15 protein-coding genes and 1 riboswitch are annotated in these 20,724 nt (G+C 70.2%); of the genes, 3 read left to right on the top strand and 12 right to left on the bottom strand.

The features are described from left to right. Nucleotides 1-128: 128 nt before the first annotated feature. The gene (locus AB0F56_RS06955) at nucleotides 129-3,716 is read right to left on the bottom strand and encodes a LamG-like jellyroll fold domain-containing protein (RefSeq protein ID WP_362004943.1); all 3,588 of its coding nucleotides are present in this window, start codon (nucleotides 3,714-3,716) and stop codon (nucleotides 129-131) included. Nucleotides 3,717-4,730: 1,014 nt separating this feature from the next. Continuing rightward, nucleotides 4,731-6,092, bottom strand: a complete 1,362-nt coding sequence (locus AB0F56_RS06950) for a peptidase C39 family protein (RefSeq protein ID WP_362004940.1) — start codon at nucleotides 6,090-6,092, stop codon at nucleotides 4,731-4,733. 207 nt (nucleotides 6,093-6,299) lie between these two features. Between AB0F56_RS06950 and AB0F56_RS06945 the strand changes: the two genes are divergently transcribed. Together AB0F56_RS06945 and AB0F56_RS06940 are read left to right on the top strand one after the other, a co-directional pair. Beyond that, entirely contained in the window at nucleotides 6,300-6,965 is a 666-nt protein-coding gene (locus tag AB0F56_RS06945; RefSeq protein ID WP_362004938.1) for a hypothetical protein, read from the top strand. Nucleotides 6,966-7,330: 365 nt separating this feature from the next. Further along, complete coding sequence (locus AB0F56_RS06940; protein WP_362004936.1) at nucleotides 7,331-9,226, top strand: AAA family ATPase; 1,896 nt, start codon at nucleotides 7,331-7,333, stop codon at nucleotides 9,224-9,226. Nucleotides 9,227-9,269: 43 nt separating this feature from the next. On the opposite strand, the gene AB0F56_RS06935 is transcribed toward AB0F56_RS06940, so the two are convergent. The 10 genes from AB0F56_RS06935 to ribD form a co-directional block, all read right to left on the bottom strand. Next, nucleotides 9,270-10,346 (bottom strand): hemolysin family protein, encoded by a 1,077-nt coding sequence (locus AB0F56_RS06935; RefSeq protein WP_362004935.1) that lies wholly within the window; start codon nucleotides 10,344-10,346, stop codon nucleotides 9,270-9,272. Further along, nucleotides 10,343-11,683, bottom strand: a complete 1,341-nt coding sequence (locus tag AB0F56_RS06930; protein ID WP_362004933.1) for a hemolysin family protein — start codon at nucleotides 11,681-11,683, stop codon at nucleotides 10,343-10,345. The genes AB0F56_RS06935 and AB0F56_RS06930 overlap by 4 nt, the downstream gene beginning before the upstream one ends. A 257-nt stretch (nucleotides 11,684-11,940) precedes the next feature. Next, nucleotides 11,941-12,402 carry a PH domain-containing protein gene (locus AB0F56_RS06925; RefSeq protein WP_362004930.1) on the bottom strand — a complete coding sequence of 154 codons (462 nt, stop codon included), beginning with the start codon at nucleotides 12,400-12,402 and terminating at the stop codon, nucleotides 11,941-11,943. Between the two features lie 35 nt (nucleotides 12,403-12,437). Continuing rightward, complete coding sequence (gene hisG, locus AB0F56_RS06920; RefSeq protein WP_362004927.1) at nucleotides 12,438-13,286, bottom strand: ATP phosphoribosyltransferase; 849 nt, start codon at nucleotides 13,284-13,286, stop codon at nucleotides 12,438-12,440. Between the two features lie 63 nt (nucleotides 13,287-13,349). Further along, a complete protein-coding gene (locus AB0F56_RS06915) occupies nucleotides 13,350-13,622 on the bottom strand; it encodes a phosphoribosyl-ATP diphosphatase (RefSeq protein WP_053643769.1) in 273 nt (90 codons plus the stop codon). A 35-nt stretch (nucleotides 13,623-13,657) separates the two neighbouring features. Beyond that, the gene (gene ribH, locus AB0F56_RS06910; protein ID WP_260231098.1) at nucleotides 13,658-14,143 is read right to left on the bottom strand and encodes a 6,7-dimethyl-8-ribityllumazine synthase; all 486 of its coding nucleotides are present in this window, start codon (nucleotides 14,141-14,143) and stop codon (nucleotides 13,658-13,660) included. A gap of 45 nt (nucleotides 14,144-14,188) precedes the next feature. Continuing rightward, a complete protein-coding gene (locus tag AB0F56_RS06905; RefSeq protein WP_362004923.1) occupies nucleotides 14,189-15,466 on the bottom strand; it encodes a bifunctional 3,4-dihydroxy-2-butanone-4-phosphate synthase/GTP cyclohydrolase II in 1,278 nt (425 codons plus the stop codon). Continuing rightward, nucleotides 15,463-16,059 carry a nicotinamide mononucleotide transporter family protein gene (locus AB0F56_RS06900; protein ID WP_362005117.1) on the bottom strand — a complete coding sequence of 199 codons (597 nt, stop codon included), beginning with the start codon at nucleotides 16,057-16,059 and terminating at the stop codon, nucleotides 15,463-15,465. The genes AB0F56_RS06905 and AB0F56_RS06900 overlap by 4 nt, the downstream gene beginning before the upstream one ends. Before the next feature lie 44 nt (nucleotides 16,060-16,103). Next, the gene (locus tag AB0F56_RS06895; protein WP_362004921.1) at nucleotides 16,104-16,712 is read right to left on the bottom strand and encodes a riboflavin synthase; all 609 of its coding nucleotides are present in this window, start codon (nucleotides 16,710-16,712) and stop codon (nucleotides 16,104-16,106) included. A 2-nt stretch (nucleotides 16,713-16,714) separates the two neighbouring features. Further along, complete coding sequence (gene ribD / locus AB0F56_RS06890) at nucleotides 16,715-17,803, bottom strand: bifunctional diaminohydroxyphosphoribosylaminopyrimidine deaminase/5-amino-6-(5-phosphoribosylamino)uracil reductase RibD (protein ID WP_362004919.1); 1,089 nt, start codon at nucleotides 17,801-17,803, stop codon at nucleotides 16,715-16,717. A gap of 163 nt (nucleotides 17,804-17,966) precedes the next feature. Then, nucleotides 17,967-18,096, bottom strand: a riboswitch (FMN riboswitch). Nucleotides 18,097-18,338: 242 nt separating this feature from the next. On the opposite strand from ribD, the gene AB0F56_RS06885 reads away from it, so the two are divergent. Next, nucleotides 18,339-20,708, top strand: a complete 2,370-nt coding sequence (locus AB0F56_RS06885) for a chitinase C-terminal domain-containing protein (protein ID WP_362004916.1) — start codon at nucleotides 18,339-18,341, stop codon at nucleotides 20,706-20,708. The last annotated feature ends 16 nt before the right edge of the window (nucleotides 20,709-20,724 follow it).

Genomic DNA, 20,724 nt, shown 5'->3' with positions numbered 1-20,724 from the left:
GCCGAATGCCACAGATACCCTTTCCCACCCTTTGACTGACTGTGAAGTGGGCGTCGTGCGCCCGGGACATGGGTCGGGCCGGGCACGCACGCGCTCGCGTTGCCGCCCGGCCCGACGAAGCGGTCCGGTCAGGAACCGATCTGAGCGTCGATCTGGCTCTCGTTGTTCATGGCACCGACCCAGATCCGCACGTCGGTGACCTTGGCCGGCAAGAAGTGCTTCCACGTCCCGCCGGTCATGGCCTTGCCGACAGAGAGCCCGCCGGTGCCGGCCTCGGCGGTGTACGCCTTCCAGCCGCCGTTCTGCAAGCTGCCGACGCGCAGGGAGATCTCACCGCTCTGGGCGTCGAAGATGCCCGTCAGCCGGACGGTCGCGCCCATGACGGCCTCGAATTCCGACTGCACCGCCTCGAACGACCCGTCAGCCTTGAGCCGGCCGAAGAACCAGAAGCCGACAGGGTAGGTCTCCTCCTGCATCGTCTCCTCGTTCCAGTCCGACTTGGTGCCGGTCTTCTGGAACCACAGGCCCCAAGCGGAACCGTCAGCCGTGCGCTGGCCGACCACCTGACCGACGTAGCCGTTGGCCTTCGTGAGCGCCTTGCTGCTGTCCAGGGCGACCTGAGTCGACACCGTGAACGAACCCGTGTCGTCAATGACCGGGGCCGCAACCGTCATTGCATCGTCCACGCCGTCGAGCACGATCTCCTCGCCGACGTGCGCCGCGCCACCCTCCAACTGCATGGCGCGGCCGTACTCCGAGACGGAGTCGCCGACGATGGTGCCGTTGCAGTTGGCCGCCGTCCAGCTGCCGACGAGTTCCACTCCGTTCATGCCGCCGGGCATCGTCAGCCGGGCCTCGTCCGCGATCTCCGCGTCGTTGAGCGCGCGCTGCCAGGCCGCTGTCTCGTCGATCGAGCCCTTCCAGTAGTCGTAGTACCCGCTGTGCCACCAGACCCGGCCGATCTGGAACTTCCCCGTGGCCGTCCATGACTGGGCGACGGTGTCGGTGCCCTGGAGTTCACCGTTGACGTAGAGTTTGATCACCTTGGCGTCGTTGTCGTAGACGGCAGCCAGATGTGTCCACGCACCGAGCACCGCAGGACGCTTGGACTGGACAATCTGGTAGCTGATGTCACCGTCCGCCGCATCCTTCGGCGAGGTGCGCAGCTCCCACTTCTTGGAGTCCGACCGGTAGCCGAGGTAGAAGGCACTGTAGTAGGCGGGCGTCATGGCGCCGTCCTGGCTCAGAGCCGTGCTCGTACGACTGCCGTCCTCCAAACGCACCCACGTAGAGACGGTGTAGGACGATCCCGTGCCCACAACGGGTCCGGTTGTCGCCGCGTAGCCGCTGGTGCCGCCGTACGTGAGGCCCTTGTCCGTGACGGGGGTCTCCAGCTGCGATCCCTTGTCATCGTGCGTGATCAGGCCGCGTCGACCTCGGCTGTCCCGGTCGACAAGGCCAGCCAGCGTCACGTTGGACGCGCCCCCAGTTGGGGCCTTGTCCAGAGCCGCACCATCGGGCTCATCGAAGCTCCAGCGGCCAACGGCCTCCGCACCGCTCGCCACCTTGAACTGGACCGCCTTCGTGGCGCCCGCGCGTCCCAAGGCGTCCTTCGCCCGGACCTCCAGGACATACGTTCCGGCGGCCGGAGGGTTGACGGTCGCATTCAGGGCGCCGGCACCGAGCGTGGTCCAGGTGGTGGCTGCGGGCAGCAAGCGGTACTCGTACTGCTTGTTGGTGTCACCAGGTGCGGGGCCGAAGGTGAAACCACCCGCCACACCCGGAGCACCGGCGCCCGCGCAGTCGTCGGACAGGCACTCGAGGTACGGGCCGTTGAACGCCACCGTGGGGGCCTTCGGAGCCGTCGGGTCGACCTTGAAGTAGCAGTGGGGGCTGTAGCCCGAGGACGATGCATGGGCACCGTTGTCGTAGTACACCTGCGTCAGCGACATGTACTTGTGCAGAGGCCCCTCGGCAAGGCTGGCGCCCCAGGAGTGGGTGACCTTGACGTTGTCGCCGACGAAGCCGCTGCCTCCCGGAACGGCGATGCCAGAGCCGGACCATGTGCCGTTCGTGGCCTGCGTCTCGATACGGAACCAAGCCTTCAGCTTCGCGCCCACCTCGCCGCCGGCTGCGGTCTGCGGCGTCGAATTCAGCGTGGGAGTCGGGTCGGAGACAATCGTCGGGTCCGCGGCATTGGTGCTGCAGACCGCGCCGGATCCACCCACGATGCCAACCCCGGTCGGCTTCGCCGGGATAGCCACGTAGTCAACCCGGAGCACAGCGTCGTTCTTGAACCGCTTCCAGGCCGAGGTGTCCGTCTCGTCGTTGGCACGCAGCTCCAGCGTGAGCCGGGAGAACTTGCCGGCCGCGAAGTCACGCACGGTCGGCGTGAGGTTCTCGTTCGGCTCTTCCGGGTTGTCATTGAACTCGATCGGCGCGTCAGGGGAATCGGGGTCGCAGAGCGAGCCCCGGCCAGCCGAGACCCACCTGTCGACCATCCAGTCCAGTTCCTTGGGGGCCCAGGTCGTGGTGGAGGAGATGTTCTCCGTACGGACCAGGTCAACCACTCGGGGCTCGCACTGGAAAGCCCATGGTTCGGTCACCGCGAAGGTCGCGTCGAGGACCTGCTTGCCCTTGAGCTGGTCGGGCGCGAACTCGAAGTAGAGGCGCTGCCTGTAGCCGGGACCGCAGTAGTAGCCGTTCCAGCTTCCGCACTTGCCGACACCCATGCCGCGATCGTCCGAGCCGTTGCCCCAACCGTACGACTCGTAGCCGTCGTCCCGCAGCAGCGTCCGCTCGGACTCGCCCCAAGTCACCGTCGGGTCGATGAAGATGGGGAACGCGGAAGTGTCGGTCGTGGTGAGCATGGCAGCGTCGGGCACAACGGACAGGGTGCCCTCGCCCAGCTTGACCTCCATGCGCTTGACCTCGTCGCCCTGACCAGGAGCCAGACCCTCGCCAGAGGGCGCCGTCTCGGATGTATCAGCCGGCGTAGGGTCGGCCGAGACGGCCGTGGCGGAGTTCCGCGTCGTCGAGGTCGCGGCGGAATTCAGCTCACCCGGCGTCTCAGCCGCCTCCGACTTGGCCGGGGTCTCGGTAGCCGAGCCCGCAGAGTTCCACATCCGCGCCGGCGGCGCACGGAAGATCGTCTTACCGGTCTCGTCCACTGCGCTGAGGTTGCCCGCAGCACCCGCACGGACGTCTAGGCCCTTGGCCTTGAGGCCAAAGGTGACTTCCTTCAACTTCGGTTCGGCAGCAGCCTGCGGAGTCTTGACCACCAGGACGTGCTGAAAGCTCTCGACGGTGGCCGTGACCCTCAGGTCGACATCCGGAAACACGTCACGATAGACCGCGCTGGTTCCGTCGACGACCGGCGTCGGCAAGGCGCCCGGCCATCCGAGTTCCAGAGAGCGGCCTTGCTCCTCGAGGGAGACGAGCGGCTGCGAAGAACCGCCGCCCGAGAACGTCATAGCCGCCGAGGCCCCCTTGGGGCCGATCGTGCCGTCCGCTCTGCGGACGAGGGTCGCGTCCGGCGCCTGCCAACCGCCTCCGGGCTTGGCAACCCGCACCGGAACGGTGGACTGCTCCAACGTGAAGGTCTGGCCATCAGGATTGGCGAACACAGTGGTCCGCTCCGACCGTTCACCCTCGACCTCGACGCGCTGGCCAGAGTCAGCGGCCTCTTCGAGCGCTCGGTGCGCCTCGTCCAGCACGGGCGAGTCCACGGCCGGAATGGCCGCATGAACCGATGGGAGCGGACCCACGAAACCGACGGCCGTAGTAGCGCAAAGCGCGACCACGACTTTTCGGGCACGCCAAGGCACCCACTGTCTCTTCACAATCCCCACCCCTGTATTGCACACAGATCACAGTAGGTGGATCACCCAACGGCATACCTCAACACCACGTCAAGAAGGTTCACGACCTCGGCGGGACGCGACACCGATGCGCAACTGCGGACATACGACCCCACTTCCCAGCAGGCTCTTCGCGACGCCCTCGAAGAATGATGGTCGCAGTGAGTAGCCAGACCGCGTAGGACAGGAAGGGTGGCGCCCAACCGGCATTGCGCAACTGGTAAGTGATAGCTGCGAGTCAGATCTCCGCGACCCATGAGCACCTCGGTTTCCGGAACCCAAACCTCCGCAAACGCTGCGCAGCGCGACATCGCGAAGGCGATAGAGAAGGTGATGGAGGTCACGTCCGCGCGCTCGATCAGTGACAACCACGCGGACGCCCGCGGCCTACGACTCGGGGCGGCAGCCCAGCGAGACCACCGCACCAGGCGCCCGGCGACACTGGCAATGAGGCATCGGGTCCTGCCGGCTCCGGATCTCGCCGGAGAGCGTGCTCACGCTTCATTCCGATTCCGCCGGGCACCCCCGACGGCGGGAGCCGTCCGTGCGGTGCCGGAACGGGGATTCCCATGAAACCCATGGTGCAGGCCAAGAAGCTGGATATCCCTCCCCGGCAGTGAAGGGAAAGTCTCCAGCCTCGGACGAGTTGACCGCCATCGCCAAGGCGATCGGACCTCGCCTGTCTCTGGCGAAATGGCGCATGCCGGGTTGCGAAACCGGTAAGGGAATCTTTCAGAATCTTCCCGGAGGACACGCGCGACGGCACTATGCGAATGGGACGGCAGGTGATTCGCCACACGGTACGCCCCCGGCGAGTACATCGCGAAATACGCCCCGTTGTCATCGACACGGCTAGGGGGCCGCACATGCTCACACCAGGCCGAGCGCCCGCAGTGCGCGGTGCTGACTTGGTGCTGACTTGACCGGCCAGAAGAGGTAGCAGACACCGCCCGTACCGCTTCTGACCTTGCCGTTCGCGTCGTACCGCTTTGTCCTCAACCAGATGTTCTCCCACTCCCGCCGCGCGTACACCCGGCGGACCGCCTCGTTGCTGGGGGAGGCGGGGTCGTTGGCGATCACGTCGCCGGTCCCCGTGAAGCCGATCACGGTCATCAGGTGGCCGGAGGTGCCGTAGCCGGCGCCGGTCAGTTCCTCCTTGCGGAAGGACTGGGACGTTATGGCCGGGATGCCCGCCCGGATCAGGGTCTCCAGGTCCGTGAGCGAGCGCAGCCGGGTCACCACCGCGTTCATGGCGGGGTAGGTGGCGGCGTACGCGGCGTTGAAGGGCCAGTTGCCGCAGCCCTCGTACTGGTGGTCGTAGGTGAAGCGGGCCGCGTGGCAGACCTGGGGGTCGGCGAAGTCCGGGTTCACCCAGGCGAGGTCCTCGGGGCGGGGCCGGCGGCCCCAGAACTCGACGATCATCTGCGAGGAGGTCGGGCTGCACCAGGCCTCGCCGCCGTTGTCGTACTCCGGGTACTGGCCGACGTGGGTGTTCTGCGAGTAGCGCGGCACCGCCAGTTCACGGGCGAGGCCGGGCGTCGAGGCGGGCACGGTGAAGCGGTCGGGGATGTCGGAGGCCATCGCGCCGAGCCGCCACACGGTGGGCGTGAGCCGGGTGCCGGGGGTCCGGTGGAGGGTCAGTCGCAGCTGGTACGAGGCCAGCCGGAGCCCGCTCGCGGGGTCGTCCACGGCGAAGGTGTCGGTCCAGATCGAGCTGCGGCCGTCGCTCTGGTCGTCGACCGAGGTCCGCCGGATGTCGCCGTCGCCGGACGCCCAGCGGCCCATCACGTACCAGGGGGTGGTGGTGGCGTCGGTGTACGTGCCGCGCAGCTCGATCTGGATCCAGGTACCGGGCGGGGTCGCCGCGTTCCAGGAGGCGATGACCTCGGTGGCCGGTACGGAGGAGGTGTGGACCGGGGAGGTCCAGGTCGCGTACTCCCAGGTGGACGTCGTACCGGTGTGCGGGTCGCGGTAGTCGGTGACCCCGGCCGGTCCGCCGATCACCAGGCCGGGGCGGGGGCCGAGGACGAGGCGGGTGGCGGCGTGGGCGCCCGACCACCAGTCGGTCCAGGAGACCCAGAAGCGGTTGTCGACGAGCGCGGGTTCCGGGGCCTGGCGGCGGCCGGTGCGGTCGGCCGCGACGGCGGCCGATGCGGTGGAGGCCACGGCCGTGCCCGCGACGGCGGCGAGGGCTGCGGCGAGGACGGTTCTACGCGGAGCGGAGTCGGCCATGAGCGGTGACGACCTCCAGTCGGGAGCGACGGACGACGGCGACGGACGGGCTGCGCGAGGGGTGGAAGCGTGGACCACTATCGCCGCTCCCGGAGCGCTTCGGCCAGCGATTCGGCACGCGTCGCCGGACCAATATTGGTCTCCACCAGTGGCAGCTCCGCGCCCCTGAACTGCGGCGCCGCCACGCGGAATCGATACGCTTGCCGCATGACCGACGGGACCGACCTCGCCCCCGACCGCGACCCCGACCTCGCTCTCCGCCGGGCCGCCGCCGCACTGCGCGCCCTGCCGCCGTCCTGCGGGCCGGTCCGGCTGATCGCGGTCGACGGTCACGCGGGCTCGGGCAAGTCCACCTTCGCCGCCCGGCTCGCCGGACTCCTGGACGCGCCCGTCCTCCACCTCGACGACCTCGCGAGCCACGAGGAGCTCTTCGCGTGGACCGGGCGGATGCGGGAGCAGGTGCTCCTGCCCCTCTCCCGGGGCGAGGTCGCGCCCTATCACCCGTACGACTGGAATCTGCGGGCCTTCGGCGCGCCCCGGGAGCTGCCCCCGGCTCCGGTCGTCCTGGTCGAGGGAGTCGGCGCGGGAAGGCGGGCGCTGCGCCCCTTCCTCGCGGCGCTGCTCTGGATGGAGCGGGACCCCGAGGAGTCCTGGGCGCGCGGCCGGCACAGGGACGGACCTGCGCAGTCGGCGTTCTGGGACGGATGGACGGTGGCGGAGACTCGCCATTTCTCCGAGGACCCTTCGCGGCCCTTCGCCGACACCCTGGTACAGGAGTGTCCAGGGGGCTACGAACTGCTCCCTGGGCCTCAAGTGACCGCAGGCCCGAACCAGTTCATCACGGAACGTGACAGCTCCCGCACACGGAAATGAGTAGCCGAAAGTCGACTTCCGCAAGTGCCTCAACTCCGCTTGACCCAAGGGGCGTACAGGTCTTACGTTCTCAATGTGCGGCTTTTCGGAGCCGCCGCGGACACGAAGCCCCCGGTTGTTCCCCCGTGATCGGGGGCTTCGTTCTGCCCCGATCATCCCTTTCTCCGAGCCGTCGACGACCTTGATGCTCACCCAGGGTCACGGCTACCGGATCATGCGCTTCTCCTTAGTAGCGCCCCCTCTGCGCAGGTACGATGCCCTTCGGTGGGGTCAATTCCCGTCCACGAGAAGGCGGTTCTGTACGGCTTCCGGCGGGCACCCGCCAGCCGGGACAGCAAACGGGGGCACGTTTTGTGGGGGACCCGATGGACATCGGCACGCAGGGCGGACCGGCCCCGGCCGAACTCGCCTGGCTGCGGGGAGTAGACGCCTACACGATGGGCGCCTATCCGCAGGCGGAGGAAGAGTTCCGGACGGCGGTACGGATCGACCCCGGCATGGCGGACGCCTGGCTCGGGCTGCACGCGCTGCGGGTGGACACCACCACCGCGCTCCTGCGCATGTACCGCAACCGCGACCGGTTCGGCGAGCAGCGCGCACGCCACCGGCGGACCCTGAACTCCTGGTACTGGCTGGGCTGGTGGGTGCAGCCCGTCCTGGAGAGCCCGCGCGATCTGCTCCTCGCGCACGCCTCGCACTGGCTCGACGGCCGCCATGTGCCCGAGCTGGACCGGGCGTTGGCGGGCCTTCCGCCGGTCGACACCGATCCGCAGGTCCGCTTCCTGCACGCCTGCCGGTCCTATCTGGTCAAGGACTGGGACCAGTTGGTCCGGCACACCGAGACCCTGGTGGACGATCCCCTCCTCGGCATCGAGGCCGGCCTCTTCGGCGGGATGGCCCGGGTCCGCCTGGAGATGTACGGCCAGGCGGAGCCGCTGCTCTCGTCGGCCCTGATGCGCTGTCGCAGCGAACAGCCGCAGCGCAAGGAGCTGCGCTACTGGCTGGCCAGGGCGCACGAGGGCACCGGTCGGAGCGCCGCCGCGCTCCCCCTCTACCGGGCGGTGCACCGGATCGACCCCGCCTTCATGGACACCGCCGCCCGGCTCGCGGCGATCACCGAGTACGACGGCTTCGAGGGCCCGGACGAGCCCGCGGGGCTCGCGACCGTCGCGCTCGGCGGGGTCGGCCAGGACACCGCCGCCGACGCGGCGCAGACCACCGACGTCGACGGCCCCTCCCCCGACGGGCTGCGGCTCGGTTCCGAGCCCCCGGCCCCCGCCCCGCCGGTCCCCGCGGGGCCGCCCGAGCCCCCCGACGTCGTACGCCAGAAGGCGTCCCTGCCCGCCCAGCCGGCCCCGCCGCGCTTCCCCGCGAGCCCCACCGACCCCGCCCTGCTGGCCGAGGCACTCGCCGAGCTGGAGCGCATGGTCGGGATGGAGCCGGTGAAACGGCAGGTCAAAGCGTTGTCGGCGCAGCTGGAGATGGCCCGGTTGCGCGCCGGGCAGGGCCTGCCCGTCCAGCCGCCGAAACGTCACTTTGTCTTCTCCGGCCCCTCGGGCACCGGGAAGACCACCGTCGCCCGCATCCTCGGCCGGGTCTTCTACGCGCTCGGGCTGCTCGGCGGAGACCACCTGGTCGAGGCCCAACGGGCCGACCTCGTGGGCGAGTTCCTGGGCCAGACCGCCGTCAAGGCGAACGAGCTGATCGACTCGGCCATCGGCGGGGTCCTCTTCGTGGACGAGGCCTACTCGCTCTCCAACACCGGCTACAGCAAGGGCGACGCCTACGGCGACGAGGCGCTCCAGGTCCTCCTCAAGCGCGCCGAGGACAACCGCGACCACCTGGTGGTGATCCTGGCGGGCTACCCCGAGGGCATGGACCGGCTGCTCGCCACCAACCCCGGGCTCTCCTCCCGCTTCACGACCCGGGTCGACTTCCCCTCGTACCGTCCGCTCGAACTCACCGCCATCGGCGAGGTCCTCGCGGCGGCGAACGGGGACGGCTGGGACGAGGAGGCGCTGGACGAGCTGCGCTCGATCAGCGGGCACGTCGTCGACCAGGGCTGGATCGACGAGCTGGGCAACGGCCGCTTCCTGCGCACGCTGTACGAGAAGTCCTGCGCGTACCGCGACCTCCGGCTCTCGGGGTACCCGGGCACGCCGACCCGCGACGACCTCGCGACGCTGCGCCTCGCCGACCTGATGCAGGCGTACGGAGAGGTCCTCTCGGGGCGCCGGGGACCGCAGGACCCTTCGGTGTGACCCGGTGCCGGTCCCGAGGAGGGACCGGCGCCGGAAGGCCGCCTCAGGCCGTCAGCACCTGCTCCGCCGCCGGCGCACGGTGCGCGGGGTCGCGGACCGCACGGTGCGCGGGGTCACGGACCTCGCCCACCAGCATCTCCAGGACGTCCTCCAGGGCGACCAGGCCGAGGACCCGGCCCGACCCGTCCGACACCTGGGCGAGATGGGTCGCCGCGCGCCGCATCACGGTGAGCGCGTCGTCGAGCGGCAGCTCGGCCCTGACCGTCGCCATGGGCCGCCAGATGTGCTGCGGCACCGCCCGTTCCCGCTCCTCCAGGTCCAGGACGTCCTTGACGTGCACGAACCCCATGAACGTCCCGCGCCCCTCGGCGCACACCGGGAAGCGCGAGTAGCCCGTGCGGACCGTCAGCTCCTCGATCTCCCGGGGCGTGACCGCCGGCGTGACCGTCACAAGCCCCGAAGGGGCGATGAGGACGTCCGTGACCGGGCGGCTGCCCAGCTCCAGCGCGTCCCCCAGACGCTCCTGCTCGACCGGGTCGAGCAGGCCCGCCTGGCCCGCGTCCGCGACGAGCCGGCCGAGCTGGGCGCTGGTGAAGACCGCCTCCACCTCGTCCTTGGGCTCGACGTGGAAGGCCCGCAGCACCAGACCGGCGCACGCGCCGAGCGCCCGGGTGACCGGCCGGCAGAGCCGGGCGAAGCCGACCAGGGCGGGGCCGAGCCAGAGCGCGGTCCGCTCCGGCGCGGCCATCGCTAGGTTCTTCGGCACCATCTCGCCGATGACGAGGTGGAGGAAGACGACCGCCGCGAGCGCGAGGACGTAGCCCAGCGGATGGATGAGCCCGGCCGGCACGCCGACGGCGTGGAAGACCGGTTCGAGGAGGTGCGCCACGGTCGGCTCGGCGACCGCTCCCAGGGTGAGGGAGCAGATCGTGATGCCGAACTGGGCGGCCGCCATCATCCGGGGCAGGTTCTCCAGGCCGTACAGCACCTGGCGGGCCCGCTTGCCGCCGAGCGGCTCGATCTGGCTGCGGCGTACGGAGACGAGGGCGAACTCGGCGCCGACGAAGAAGCCGTTGGCCACCACCAGGAGGGCGGCGAAGAGCAGTTGGAGCAGGCTCATCGGACCGCCTCCGCCGCCGCGGGCAGTTCGGCCGTCCGGACGATCCGCACCCGCTCGGCGCGGTAGCGGTCGACCTGGCGCACCAGGAGCCGCCAGCCGGGGAGTTCGGCCCGGTCGCCGGGGGCCGGGATGCGGCCGAGGAGATCGGCGACGAGTCCGGCGACCGTCTCGTACGGCCCGTCGGGCACGTCGAGGCCTATCCGGTGCAGGGTGTGCACCCGGCAGGAGCCGTCGGCCTCCCAGGCGGGGTGACCGTCCTCGGCGGCCACGGCGGCCAGTTCGGGCCGCTCGTCGGCGGCGGTGTCGTGCTCGTCACGGACCTCGCCGACGAGCTCCTCCACGATGTCCTCCAGGGTGACGACCCCGGCGGTGCCGCCGTACTCGTCGACGACCACGGCGATCGGCTGCTCGCGCCGCAGCCGCTCCAGGAGCGCCTGCGCGGGCAGGGTCTCCGGGACGAGCAGCGGCGGTACGGCGATCCGGCCGACCGTGGTGCGGTGGCGCTCCTCGGGCCGTACGGCGAGGGCGTCCTTGAGGTGGACCATGCCGACGATCTCGTCGATCCGCTCGCGGTAGACGGGGAACCGTGAAAGGCCCGTCGCCCGGGTGAGGTTGAGGACGTCGGCCGCGGTCGCGTCCGACTGGAGGGCGCTCATCCGCACCCGCGGGGTCATCGCCTCCTTGGCGGTGAGTCCGCCGAGCGTGAGGGTTCGTACGAAGAGATCGGCGGTGTCCTGTTCCAGCGCGCCCGCCCGGGCCGAGTGCCGGGCGAGGGCGACCAGCTCGCCGGGGGTGCGGACGGAGTCGAGTTCGTCGGTGGGCTCGACGCCGAACAGCCGGACGAGCCGGTTGGCGACCCGGTTGAGCAGGGCGATGACCGGGCGGAAGAGGGACGAGAAGAGGTGCTGCGGCCCGGCGACGAAGCGGGCCACCTGGAGCGGCCGTGAGACCGCCCAGTTCTTCGGGACGAGCTCGCCGACCACCATCTGGACGGCGGCGGCGAGGAACATCCCGATCGCGACCGCGATCACGGAGACCGCGCCGTCGGGCAGACCGGTGGCGGTGAGGGGCCCGTCGAGGAGCTGGGCGAGCGCGGGCTCGGCGAGCATGCCGATGACGAGGGAGGTGATCGTGATGCCGAGCTGGGTGCCGGAGAGCTGGAAGGACAGCTCGCCGAGCGACTCGACGACGGTGCGGGCGCGCCGGTCGCCGGCGGCCGCGGCCCGCTCGGCCTCGGGGCGTTCCACGGTGACGAGGCCGAACTCGGCCGCCACGAAGAAGCCGTTGGCGAGGATCAGGAGGAAGGCTGCGGCGAGCAGCAGTAGGGGGACGATCATGCCGCCGCCTCCGTGGAGGGGGCGGCGCAGGTACTACCGGACGATCCGTCCATTGCTGGAGGGAGTCACTCCTTGGGTCGCAGGGTGGCCCCGCGGGCCGCCGCGCGGCGGCCGTGCACATGCGAGGCGGTGGTGCCGCTGGGCACCACCGCCTCCAGAGTAGTCACGCGAACCCCGCCGGGGGCAGGGGGTCGGCCCCGTATGGGGGACGGCTCACCCGGGCGACTCAACCCGCGCCGGCTCCCGGTGAGGGCGACTCAGCCCGCGTCCGGCCCGGTGCCGCGGCTGTCGGCCAGGGCCCGCAGGGCGCGGGCGTCCCGGATGGCCTGCTCCTTGGCGATGCCGGGCTGGATGCCGAGCGCGGGCATGCTCGTGCCGTCGCTGAGGTCCAGGAAGACCCAGGGGTCGCCGGGGCGGAGGTTGACCTGGAGGATCTCCGCCCAGGCGAGCCGGCGGGTCCGGGTGATGTTGACGACCGTGACCCCGCTGTCGTCGGCGACGACCTTGGGGCGGCTCAGCATCACGAGGACGGCGAGGAAGAGCGCGCCGATGAAGATGAAGCTGATCCGCTCCCCCGGGCTGAGCCGCTCCAGCATCAGCGTGACGGCCGTGATGACGGCGAACATGACCGTCCCGATCGTCAGCAGGACCGCGCGGGTGCGGCCCGGCCGGAAGGTGACCGGGAGGGCCGGGAGGGTGGGCGTCGGGGCGTCGGACATCGCTGTTCCTCGGTACGTACGGGGGTGCCGGGCGGTCAGAGACGGCAGGCGTGGATGGCCGTCGTCAGGATCGCGCGGGCGCCCAGCTCGTACAGGTCGTCCATGATCCGCTGCGAGTCCTTGGCGGGGACCATGGCACGGACGGCGACCCAGCCCTCGTTGTGCAGGGGCGAGACGGTCGGCGACTCCAGGCCCGGGGTGAGGGCGACGGCCTGCTCCAGGTGCTCGGCGCGGCAGTCGTAGTCCATCATCACGTAGGTCCGGGCCACCAGGACGCCCTGGAGGCGGCGCAGGAAGGTCTGGACGCGGGCGTCCTCGGTGCCGGCGCCCGCCTGCCGGATGACGACGGCCTCGGAGGTGAGGATCGGGTCGCCGATGACCTCCAGACCCGCGTTGCGCAGGCTGGTGCCGGTCTCGACGACGTCCGCGATGATCTGGGCGACCCCGAGCTTGATGGCGGTCTCGACGGCGCCGTCGAGGTGGACGACGGAGGCGTCGATGCCCTGGTCGGCGAGGTGCTTGGCGACGATGCCCTCGTAGGAGGTGGCGATCGTCATGCCGTGGAAGTCCTCGGGGCCCTTCGCGGTGCCCGGGCGGGTGGCGTAGCGGAAGGTCGAGCGGCCGAAGTTCAGCGGGAGGATCTCCTCCGCGTTGGCTCCGGAGTCCAGCAGCAGGTCACGGCCGGTGATGCCGATGTCCAGCTTGCCGGAGGCCACGTAGATGGCGATGTCCTTCGGGCGCAGGTAGAAGAACTCGACCTCGTTCTCGGGGTCGATGACCACGAGCTCCTTGGACTCCTTGCGCTGGCGGTAGCCGGCCTCATGGAGCATCGCCGACGCAGGTCCGGACAGTGAACCCTTGTTGGGGACGGCGATGCGCAGCATGGGGAGAGCTTCCTTTGCCTGGGAGTTTTCGGGGAGGGTGTTCGGTGCGCTCAGAAGGGCGGGTCAGAGATGGGCGTAGACGTCGTCGAGCGAGATCCCGCGGGCGACCATCATCACCTGGACGTGGTACAGCAGCTGCGAGATCTCCTCGGCGGCGGCTTCCTTGCCCTCGTACTCGGCGGCCATCCAGACCTCGGCGGCCTCCTCGACGACCTTCTTGCCGATGGCATGGACGCCCTTGTCCACCAGTTCCGCGGTGCGGGAGGTGGCCGGGTCGCCGTTCTCGGCCTTGAGCTTGAGCTCGGCGAAGAGCTCTTCGAAGGTTTTGTTCGCCATGATGGTCCTAAGAGTACGGGGTGCCTGCGTGCTACTCAGCGCCAGGGTTCGCTGACCGTGCGCAGCGTGGTCGCGGTGGCGACGGCGGCGGTGACGGCCTCGTGGCCCTTGTCCTCGCGGGAGCCCTCGAGGCCGGCCCGGTCGAGGGCCTGCTCCTCGTTGTCCACGGTCAGGACACCGAATCCGACGGGTACGCCGGTGTCGATCGAGACCTGGGTGAGGCCGTGGGTGACGCCCTGGCACACGTACTCGAAGTGCGGCGTTCCGCCGCGGATGACGACGCCGAGCGCCACGATGGCATCGTAACCGCGCCCGGCGAGCACCTTCGCCACCACCGGGAGCTCGAAGCTGCCGGGGACGCGGAGCAGGGTCGGCTCGTCGATGCCCAGCTCGTGCAGGGCGCGCAGCGCGCCGTCGACGAGGCCGTCCATGATCTTCTCGTGCCACTGGGCCGCGATGACGGCCACTCGCAGGTCGCCGCAGTTCTTCACGCTGAGGACGGGTGCGCCCTTGCCGCTCATGTCTCTCCCTGTTCCGTACCGAGGTGTTGCGTACTGATCGCTTGACTACTGGTTTCCGCAGGTGGACGCCGTGGACGCGTCCAGCCAGGGCAGGTCGTGGCCCATTCGGTCGCGCTTGGTGCGCAGGTAGCGGAGGTTGTGCTCGCCCGCCTGGACCGGCATGGCCTCGCGGCCCTGGACCTTCAGGCCGTGCCGGGTGAGGGCGTCGATCTTGTCGGGGTTGTTGGTCATCAGGCGCAGGCTGCGGACGCCGAGGTCGCCGAGGATCTGGGCGCCGGCCGCGTAGTCGCGGGCGTCGGCGGGCAGACCGAGCTCCAGGTTGGCGTCGAGGGTGTCCCGGCCGCGCTCCTGGAGTTCGTACGCGCGCAGCTTGGACAGCAGGCCGATGCCGCGGCCCTCGTGGCCGCGGAGGTAGACCACGACACCGCGGCCCGCCTCGGTGATCCGGTCCATGGAGGCCTGGAGCTGGGGGCCGCAGTCGCAGCGCAGCGAGTGGAAGATGTCGCCGGTCAGGCACTCGGAGTGGACCCGGACCAGGACGTCCTCGCCGTCGCCGATCTCGCCGTGGACGAGGGCGACGTGCTCGACGCCGTCGACGGTGGAGCGGTAGCCGTACGCGGTGAAGTCGCCGTGGGCCGTGGGCAGCCGGACCTCGGCCTCGCGGCGGACGGTCGGCTCGGAGGAGCGGCGGTACGCGACGAGGTCCTCGATCGAAATGATCGTGAGGCCGTGCTTGCGGGCGAACGGGACGAGCTCGGGCAGCCGCAGCATGACGCCGTCCTCGCCGGCGATCTCCACGATGGCGCCGGCCGGGCGCAGGCCCGCGAGGCGGGCGAGGTCGACGGCGGCCTCGGTGTGGCCGTTGCGGGTCAGGACGCCGCCGGCCTTGGCGCGCAGCGGGAAGATGTGGCCGGGGCGGACGAAGTCGCTCGGCTCGTGCGCGCCGCTCGCCAGCATCCGCAGGGTGGTGGCGCGGTCGGCGGCGGAGATGCCGGTGGTGACGCCGTGGGCGGGCGCCGCGTCGACGGAGACGGTGAAGGCCGTCCGCATCGACTCGGTGTTGTGCTCGACCATCTGCGGGAGCTGGAGCCGCTCCAGTTCGTCGCTCTCCATGGGCGCGCAGATCAGGCCGCGGCACTCGCTCATCATGAAGGCGACGACCTCGGGGGTGGCCTTCTCGGCGGCGATGACGAGGTCGCCCTCGTTCTCGCGGTCCTCGTCGTCCACGACGACGACGGGGCGGCCGGCCGCGATGTCGCGGATGGCCTGCTCGACGGGGTCGAGAGCGAGGTCGGTGACGTCCCAGACGGGCAGCGCACTCATGCCGGGGCTCCTTCCAGGGAGGGCTTGGCGTCGGTACGCGTCCGGAGCCACCAGTCGCGCATGCCCCAGATGACGAGGGCGAAGTAGATGACGTAGACCAGGCCGGAGAAGGCGAGGCCGCTGTTGAAGGCCAGGGGGACGCCGACGAGGTCGACGAGGAGCCAGGCGAACCAGAACTCGACCAGGCCGCGGGCCTGGGCGACCATCGCGACGAGCGTGCCGACGAAGATGTACGCGTCGGCCCAGGGGCTCCAGGAGAGCGATGGGTAGAGCGTGAAGAGGCCGCCGACCGCGAGGGTGCCGAGGACGGCGCCGGCGATGAGGTAGCCGCGCTCCTTCCAGCTGGCGAAGCGGACGGCGATGGAGCCGTCCTGGGCCTGCTGCCTGCCGCGGTTCCACTGCCACCAGCCCCAGGCGGCGACGCCGATGACGAGGAGCTGCTTGCCGACGCCGCCGCTGAGGTGGGCGGAGGCGTAGGCGCCGACCAGGATCAGGCCGGAGAGCAGCTGGGCGGGCCAGGTGAGGATGGAGCGGCGCCAGCCGAGCGCGAGGGCGATCAGACCGATCGTGTTGCCGATCATGTCGGACCACATGATGTGCTGGTCGAGGACGGTGAACGCCTCGGAGTTGAGCCAGTTCACTTGACGTTCTCCTGGGCATTCGGGCCGAGCAGCCGCTCGACGTACTTGGCGATGACGTCCACTTCGAGGTTGACCGGGTCGCCGCTCTTCTTGATGCCGAGCGTGGTCAGCGCGAGCGTGGTGGGGATGAGGCTGATGGTGAACCAGTCCTCGGCGGCCTCGACGACGGTGAGGCTGACGCCGTCGACCGTGATCGAGCCCTTCTCGACGACGTACCGGGAGAGGTGGGCGGGCAGCGCGACCCTGACGATCTCCCAGTTCTCGGACGGGGTCCGGTCGAGGATCGTGCCCGTGCCGTCGACGTGGCCCTGGACGATGTGGCCGCCGAGGCGCTCGCCGACCGCCATGGGGCGCTCCAGGTTGACCCGGGAGCCGACGTCGAGCGCGCCGAGGGAGGACCGCTTCAGCGTCTCGGCCATCACGTCGGCGGTGAACTCGCCGTCGCCGTGCTCGACGACCGTGAGACAGACACCGTTGACGGCGATGGAGTCGCCGTGTTTGGCGCCTTCCGTGACCAGGGGGCCGCGCAGGCGGAAGCGCGAGGCGTCGGCCAGCTTCTCGACGGCGGTGACCTCGCCCAGTTCTTCGACGATTCCGGTGAACACGGTCAGGCTCCCTTGAGGGTCGCGGTGATACGCAGATCGGGTCCGATGCGCACGGTCTCGGTGATGTCGAGCCGCAACGCTTCGGTGATGGTGGTGATTCCGGCGTCGGCGAGGGCGTTGGGGCCCGCGCCGAGGAGGACCGGGGCGAGGTAGCCGACGACCTGGTCGACGGCGCCCGCGCGGACGAAGGCGCCGGCCAGGGTCGGCCCGCCTTCGAGGAGGACGGAGCGGACGCCCTGCTGGTGGAGCATGGCGAGGAGTTCGGGGATGTCGAGGCCGCCGCCCGGGGCGCGGCTCAGCCGCCACGTCTCGGGAAAGTGGACGGTCTCCTCCACGAGCATGTCCTCGGCGACGGCGATCACGGTGCGTGCCGCGTCGTCCAGGACCCGGGCGCCGGGCTTGACCGCGCTCGCCTCGGTGTCGACGACCACGCGAAGCGGCTGGACGGCGCCTTCGACGCCGCGTACGGCCAGGTGGGGGTCGTCGGCGCGGGCGGTGCCGGAGCCGACGACGACGGCGTCGGCCTCGGCGCGCAGCCGGTGGACGTCGGCGCGGGACTCGGCGGAGGTGAGCCAGCGGGAGGTCCCGTCGGCGGCGGCGCTCCGGCCGTCGAGGGTGGCGGCGTACTTCCAGCGGACGAAGGGGCGGCCGAGGCGTACGGAGGTGAGCCAGGCGATGTTGCCGGCCTCGGCCTCGTCCGCGAGCAGGCCGCCGACGACCTCGATCCCGGCGGCGCGCAGGGTGTCCGCACCGCCCGTGGCCTGCGGGTTCGGGTCGCCGACCGCGTAGACGACACGGCGGACGCCGGCCTCGATCAGCGCCTGGGCGCAGGGGCCGGTGCGACCCGTGTGGTTGCAGGGTTCGAGGGTGACGTAGGCGGTGGCGCCGCGGGCGTGGTCGCCGGCGGCGCGCAGGGCGTGGATCTCGGCGTGCGGGCCGCCGGCCCGCTGGTGGTAGCCCTCGCCGACCGGCTGTCCGGAGGCGTCGAGGAGGACGCAGCCGACGACCGGGTTGGGGCTCGTGGAGCCGAGGCCGCGGGCGGCGAGCGCGACGGCGCGTCGCATGGCGGTGATGTCGGCGTGGTCCGCCACCGGGTCCTCCTGCCTCTTCGGGCACGGACTCCGGGGCCTGTCGATGACGACAGAGAGCGGGTACGACGGCTCACACAGGGGTGCCGAGGCCGGACACACCGGTCGCCGACAAGGGCGACCAGCGGCGATACGGCCGACAGCGCCCCCGAAGAAGGGTCGCCCGCCGCGCACTGCCTCCCATCCGGACTTTCACCGTCGGTCCAGGAGTTTCACCTGGTCAACCGGCCGCTGGCTGCGGACGGGTCGCGGACTATACCGCCGGTTCGGAATTACACCGACCCCGGAGTGCGCTGCTGCTGATACAGGGCCAGTGTGCCACGGTCGGTCGTCTGCCATGCGGGCGATGCCCTGTGGGCTGGCTCACAGGGCATCTTCCTTCCCTTCTTTGGTCCAGACCTATTGACGCACTGGTCTAGTCCTCTTAATCTCCGTGTCACCTCCGAGGTACGGCCCGCCGGTGTGCGCACTCCACGGGCCCAACACGACCCACCCGTTTGTTCGTTGTGTCTGCCGACCTCCCCTGGAGGAACCGATCGTGTTGTCCCCCACGAAGACGAGGGTCTCGCTGCTCGCGTCCGGCGCGGCCGTCGCCGGCCTGCTGATCAGCTCCCTCGCCGGCGGTGTCTCGTACGCCGCCGACAACGAGAGCTGTCGCCCGGACGGGCTGTACAAGACCCCCGGTGTAGACGTCCCGTACTGCTCGGTCTACGACACCGAGGGCCGCGAGAAGATGGGCGCGGACCACCAGCGCCGCGTCATCGGTTACTTCACCGGCTGGCGCACCGGCAAGAACGGCGAGCCCGCCTACCTCGCCAACAACATCCCGTGGGACAAGATCACCCACATCAACTACGCCTTCGGACACGTCGGTTCCGACAACAAGCTGTCCGTCGGCGCGGACGGGCCGAACAACGCGGCCACCGGGATGACCTGGCCCGGCGTCGCCGGCGCGGAGATGGACCCGGGCTTCTCCTACAAGGGCCACTTCAACCTGCTGAACAAGTTCAAGAAGCAGCACCCGGACGTCAAGACGCTGATCTCGGTCGGCGGCTGGGCGGAGACCGGCGGCTACTTCGACGACAACGGCACCCGGGTGAACTCCGGCGGCTTCTACTCGATGGCCACCAACGCCGACGGTTCGGTCAACCAGGCCGGGATCGACACGTTCGCGGACTCGGCCGTCGCCTTCATCAAGAAGTACGGCTTCAACGGCGTCGACATCGACTACGAGTACCCGACGACGATGAAGGACGCGGGCAACCCGCTCGACTGGCAGCTCGCCAACGCCCGCCGCGCGGGCCTGGTCAAGGGCTACGACGCCCTGATGAAGTCGCTGCGCGAGAAGCTCGACCGGGCCGGCGCCGCCGACGGCAAGCACTACCTGCTGACCGTCGCCGCGCCCTCCTCCGGCTACCTGCTGCGCGGCATGGAGACCTTCCAGATGCAGAAGTATCTGGACTACGTCAACATCATGTCCTACGACCTGCACGGCGCCTGGAACGAGTACGTCGGCCCCAACGCCTCGCTCTTCGACGACGGCAAGGACGGCGAACTGGCCGCCGCGGGCGTCTACGGCAGCCAGCAGTACGGCGGTGTCGGCTACCTCAACACCGACTGGGCGTACCACTACTTCCGCGGCTCGATGCCGGCCGGCCGGATCAACATCGGCCTGCCGTACTACACCCGCGGCCACAAGAACGTGCAGGGCGGCACCGACGGCCTGTGGGGCAAGGCCACCGCGACCACCTGCCCGGCGGGCGCGGGTCTGACCAAGTGCGGTGACGGCGCCGTCGGCATCGACAACCTGTGGCACGACAAGGACACCAACGGCGCCGAGTCGCCGGCCGGTTCCAACCCGATGTGGCACGCCAAGAACCTGGAGAAGGGGATCGTCGGCGACTACGTCACGCAGTACGGCTTCCCCGCGAACACCACGCTGACCGGCACCTACGCCCGCAAGTACGACTCGACGCTGGTCGCGCCGTGGCTGTGGAACGCGCAGAAGAAGGTCTTCCTCTCCACCGAGGACGAGCAGTCGGTGGCCGCCAAGGCCGACTACGTGGTCGACAAGGGCATCGGCGGCACGATGGTCTGGGAGATGGCCGGCGACTACGACTGGAACGCCGGCAAGGGCCAGTACGAGATGGGTGACACGCTCACCTCGCTCATGTACGACAAGTTCAAGGCGGCCGCCCCGTACGGCGCGAAGAAGTCCAACGCCACGCTGCCGACCCAGGCCGTGAACGTGGGCGTGGAGTTCACCGAGTTCAAGCTGGGCGACTCCAACTACCCGATCACGCCCAAGCTGAAGATCACCAACAACACGGCCACCACCCTGCCGGGCGGCACGGAGTTCCAGTTCGACTACGCGACCGCGGCCCCGGCCAACGCCTCCGACCAGTCCGGCTTCGGTACGAAGGTGATCAGCAGCGACCACACCGGCACCAACGTGGGCGGTCTGAAGGGCGACTTCCACCGGGTCTCGCTGAAGCTCCCGGCCTGGCAGACGCTGGCCCCCGGCGCCTCGGTGGACCTGGCGTTCAACTACTACCTGCCGGTGTCCACGCCGTCGAACTGGACGGTCAGCATCAGCGGTACGACGTACGCGCTCGCCGGTGACCTTGCGCGCGGGGTGACCGTGGTGGAGCCGGGGACGACCACCCCGCCCACGACGCCGCCGACCACGCCGCCCACCACCCCGCCGACGACTCCCCCGACCACGCCTCCGACGACCCCGCCGGGTGGCACGTGCACCGCTCCGGCGTATGTGGCCGGCACGGTCTACAACGGCGGCACCGAGGTCTCCCACAAGGGCCGCAAGTGGAAGGCCCAGTGGTGGACGCAGAACGAGGAGCCGGGCACGACCGGCGAATGGGGCGTCTGGAAGGACCTCGGCGCCTGCTGATGCCCTGACCTCCTCC

This window comes from Streptomyces sp. NPDC026092 (genome assembly GCF_040638605.1).
In the GTDB taxonomy this organism is placed as follows: domain Bacteria; phylum Actinomycetota; class Actinomycetes; order Streptomycetales; family Streptomycetaceae; genus Streptomyces.
Note: the sequence above shows the minus strand (reverse complement) of the source record. Positions and strands in the feature narration are given on the sequence as shown.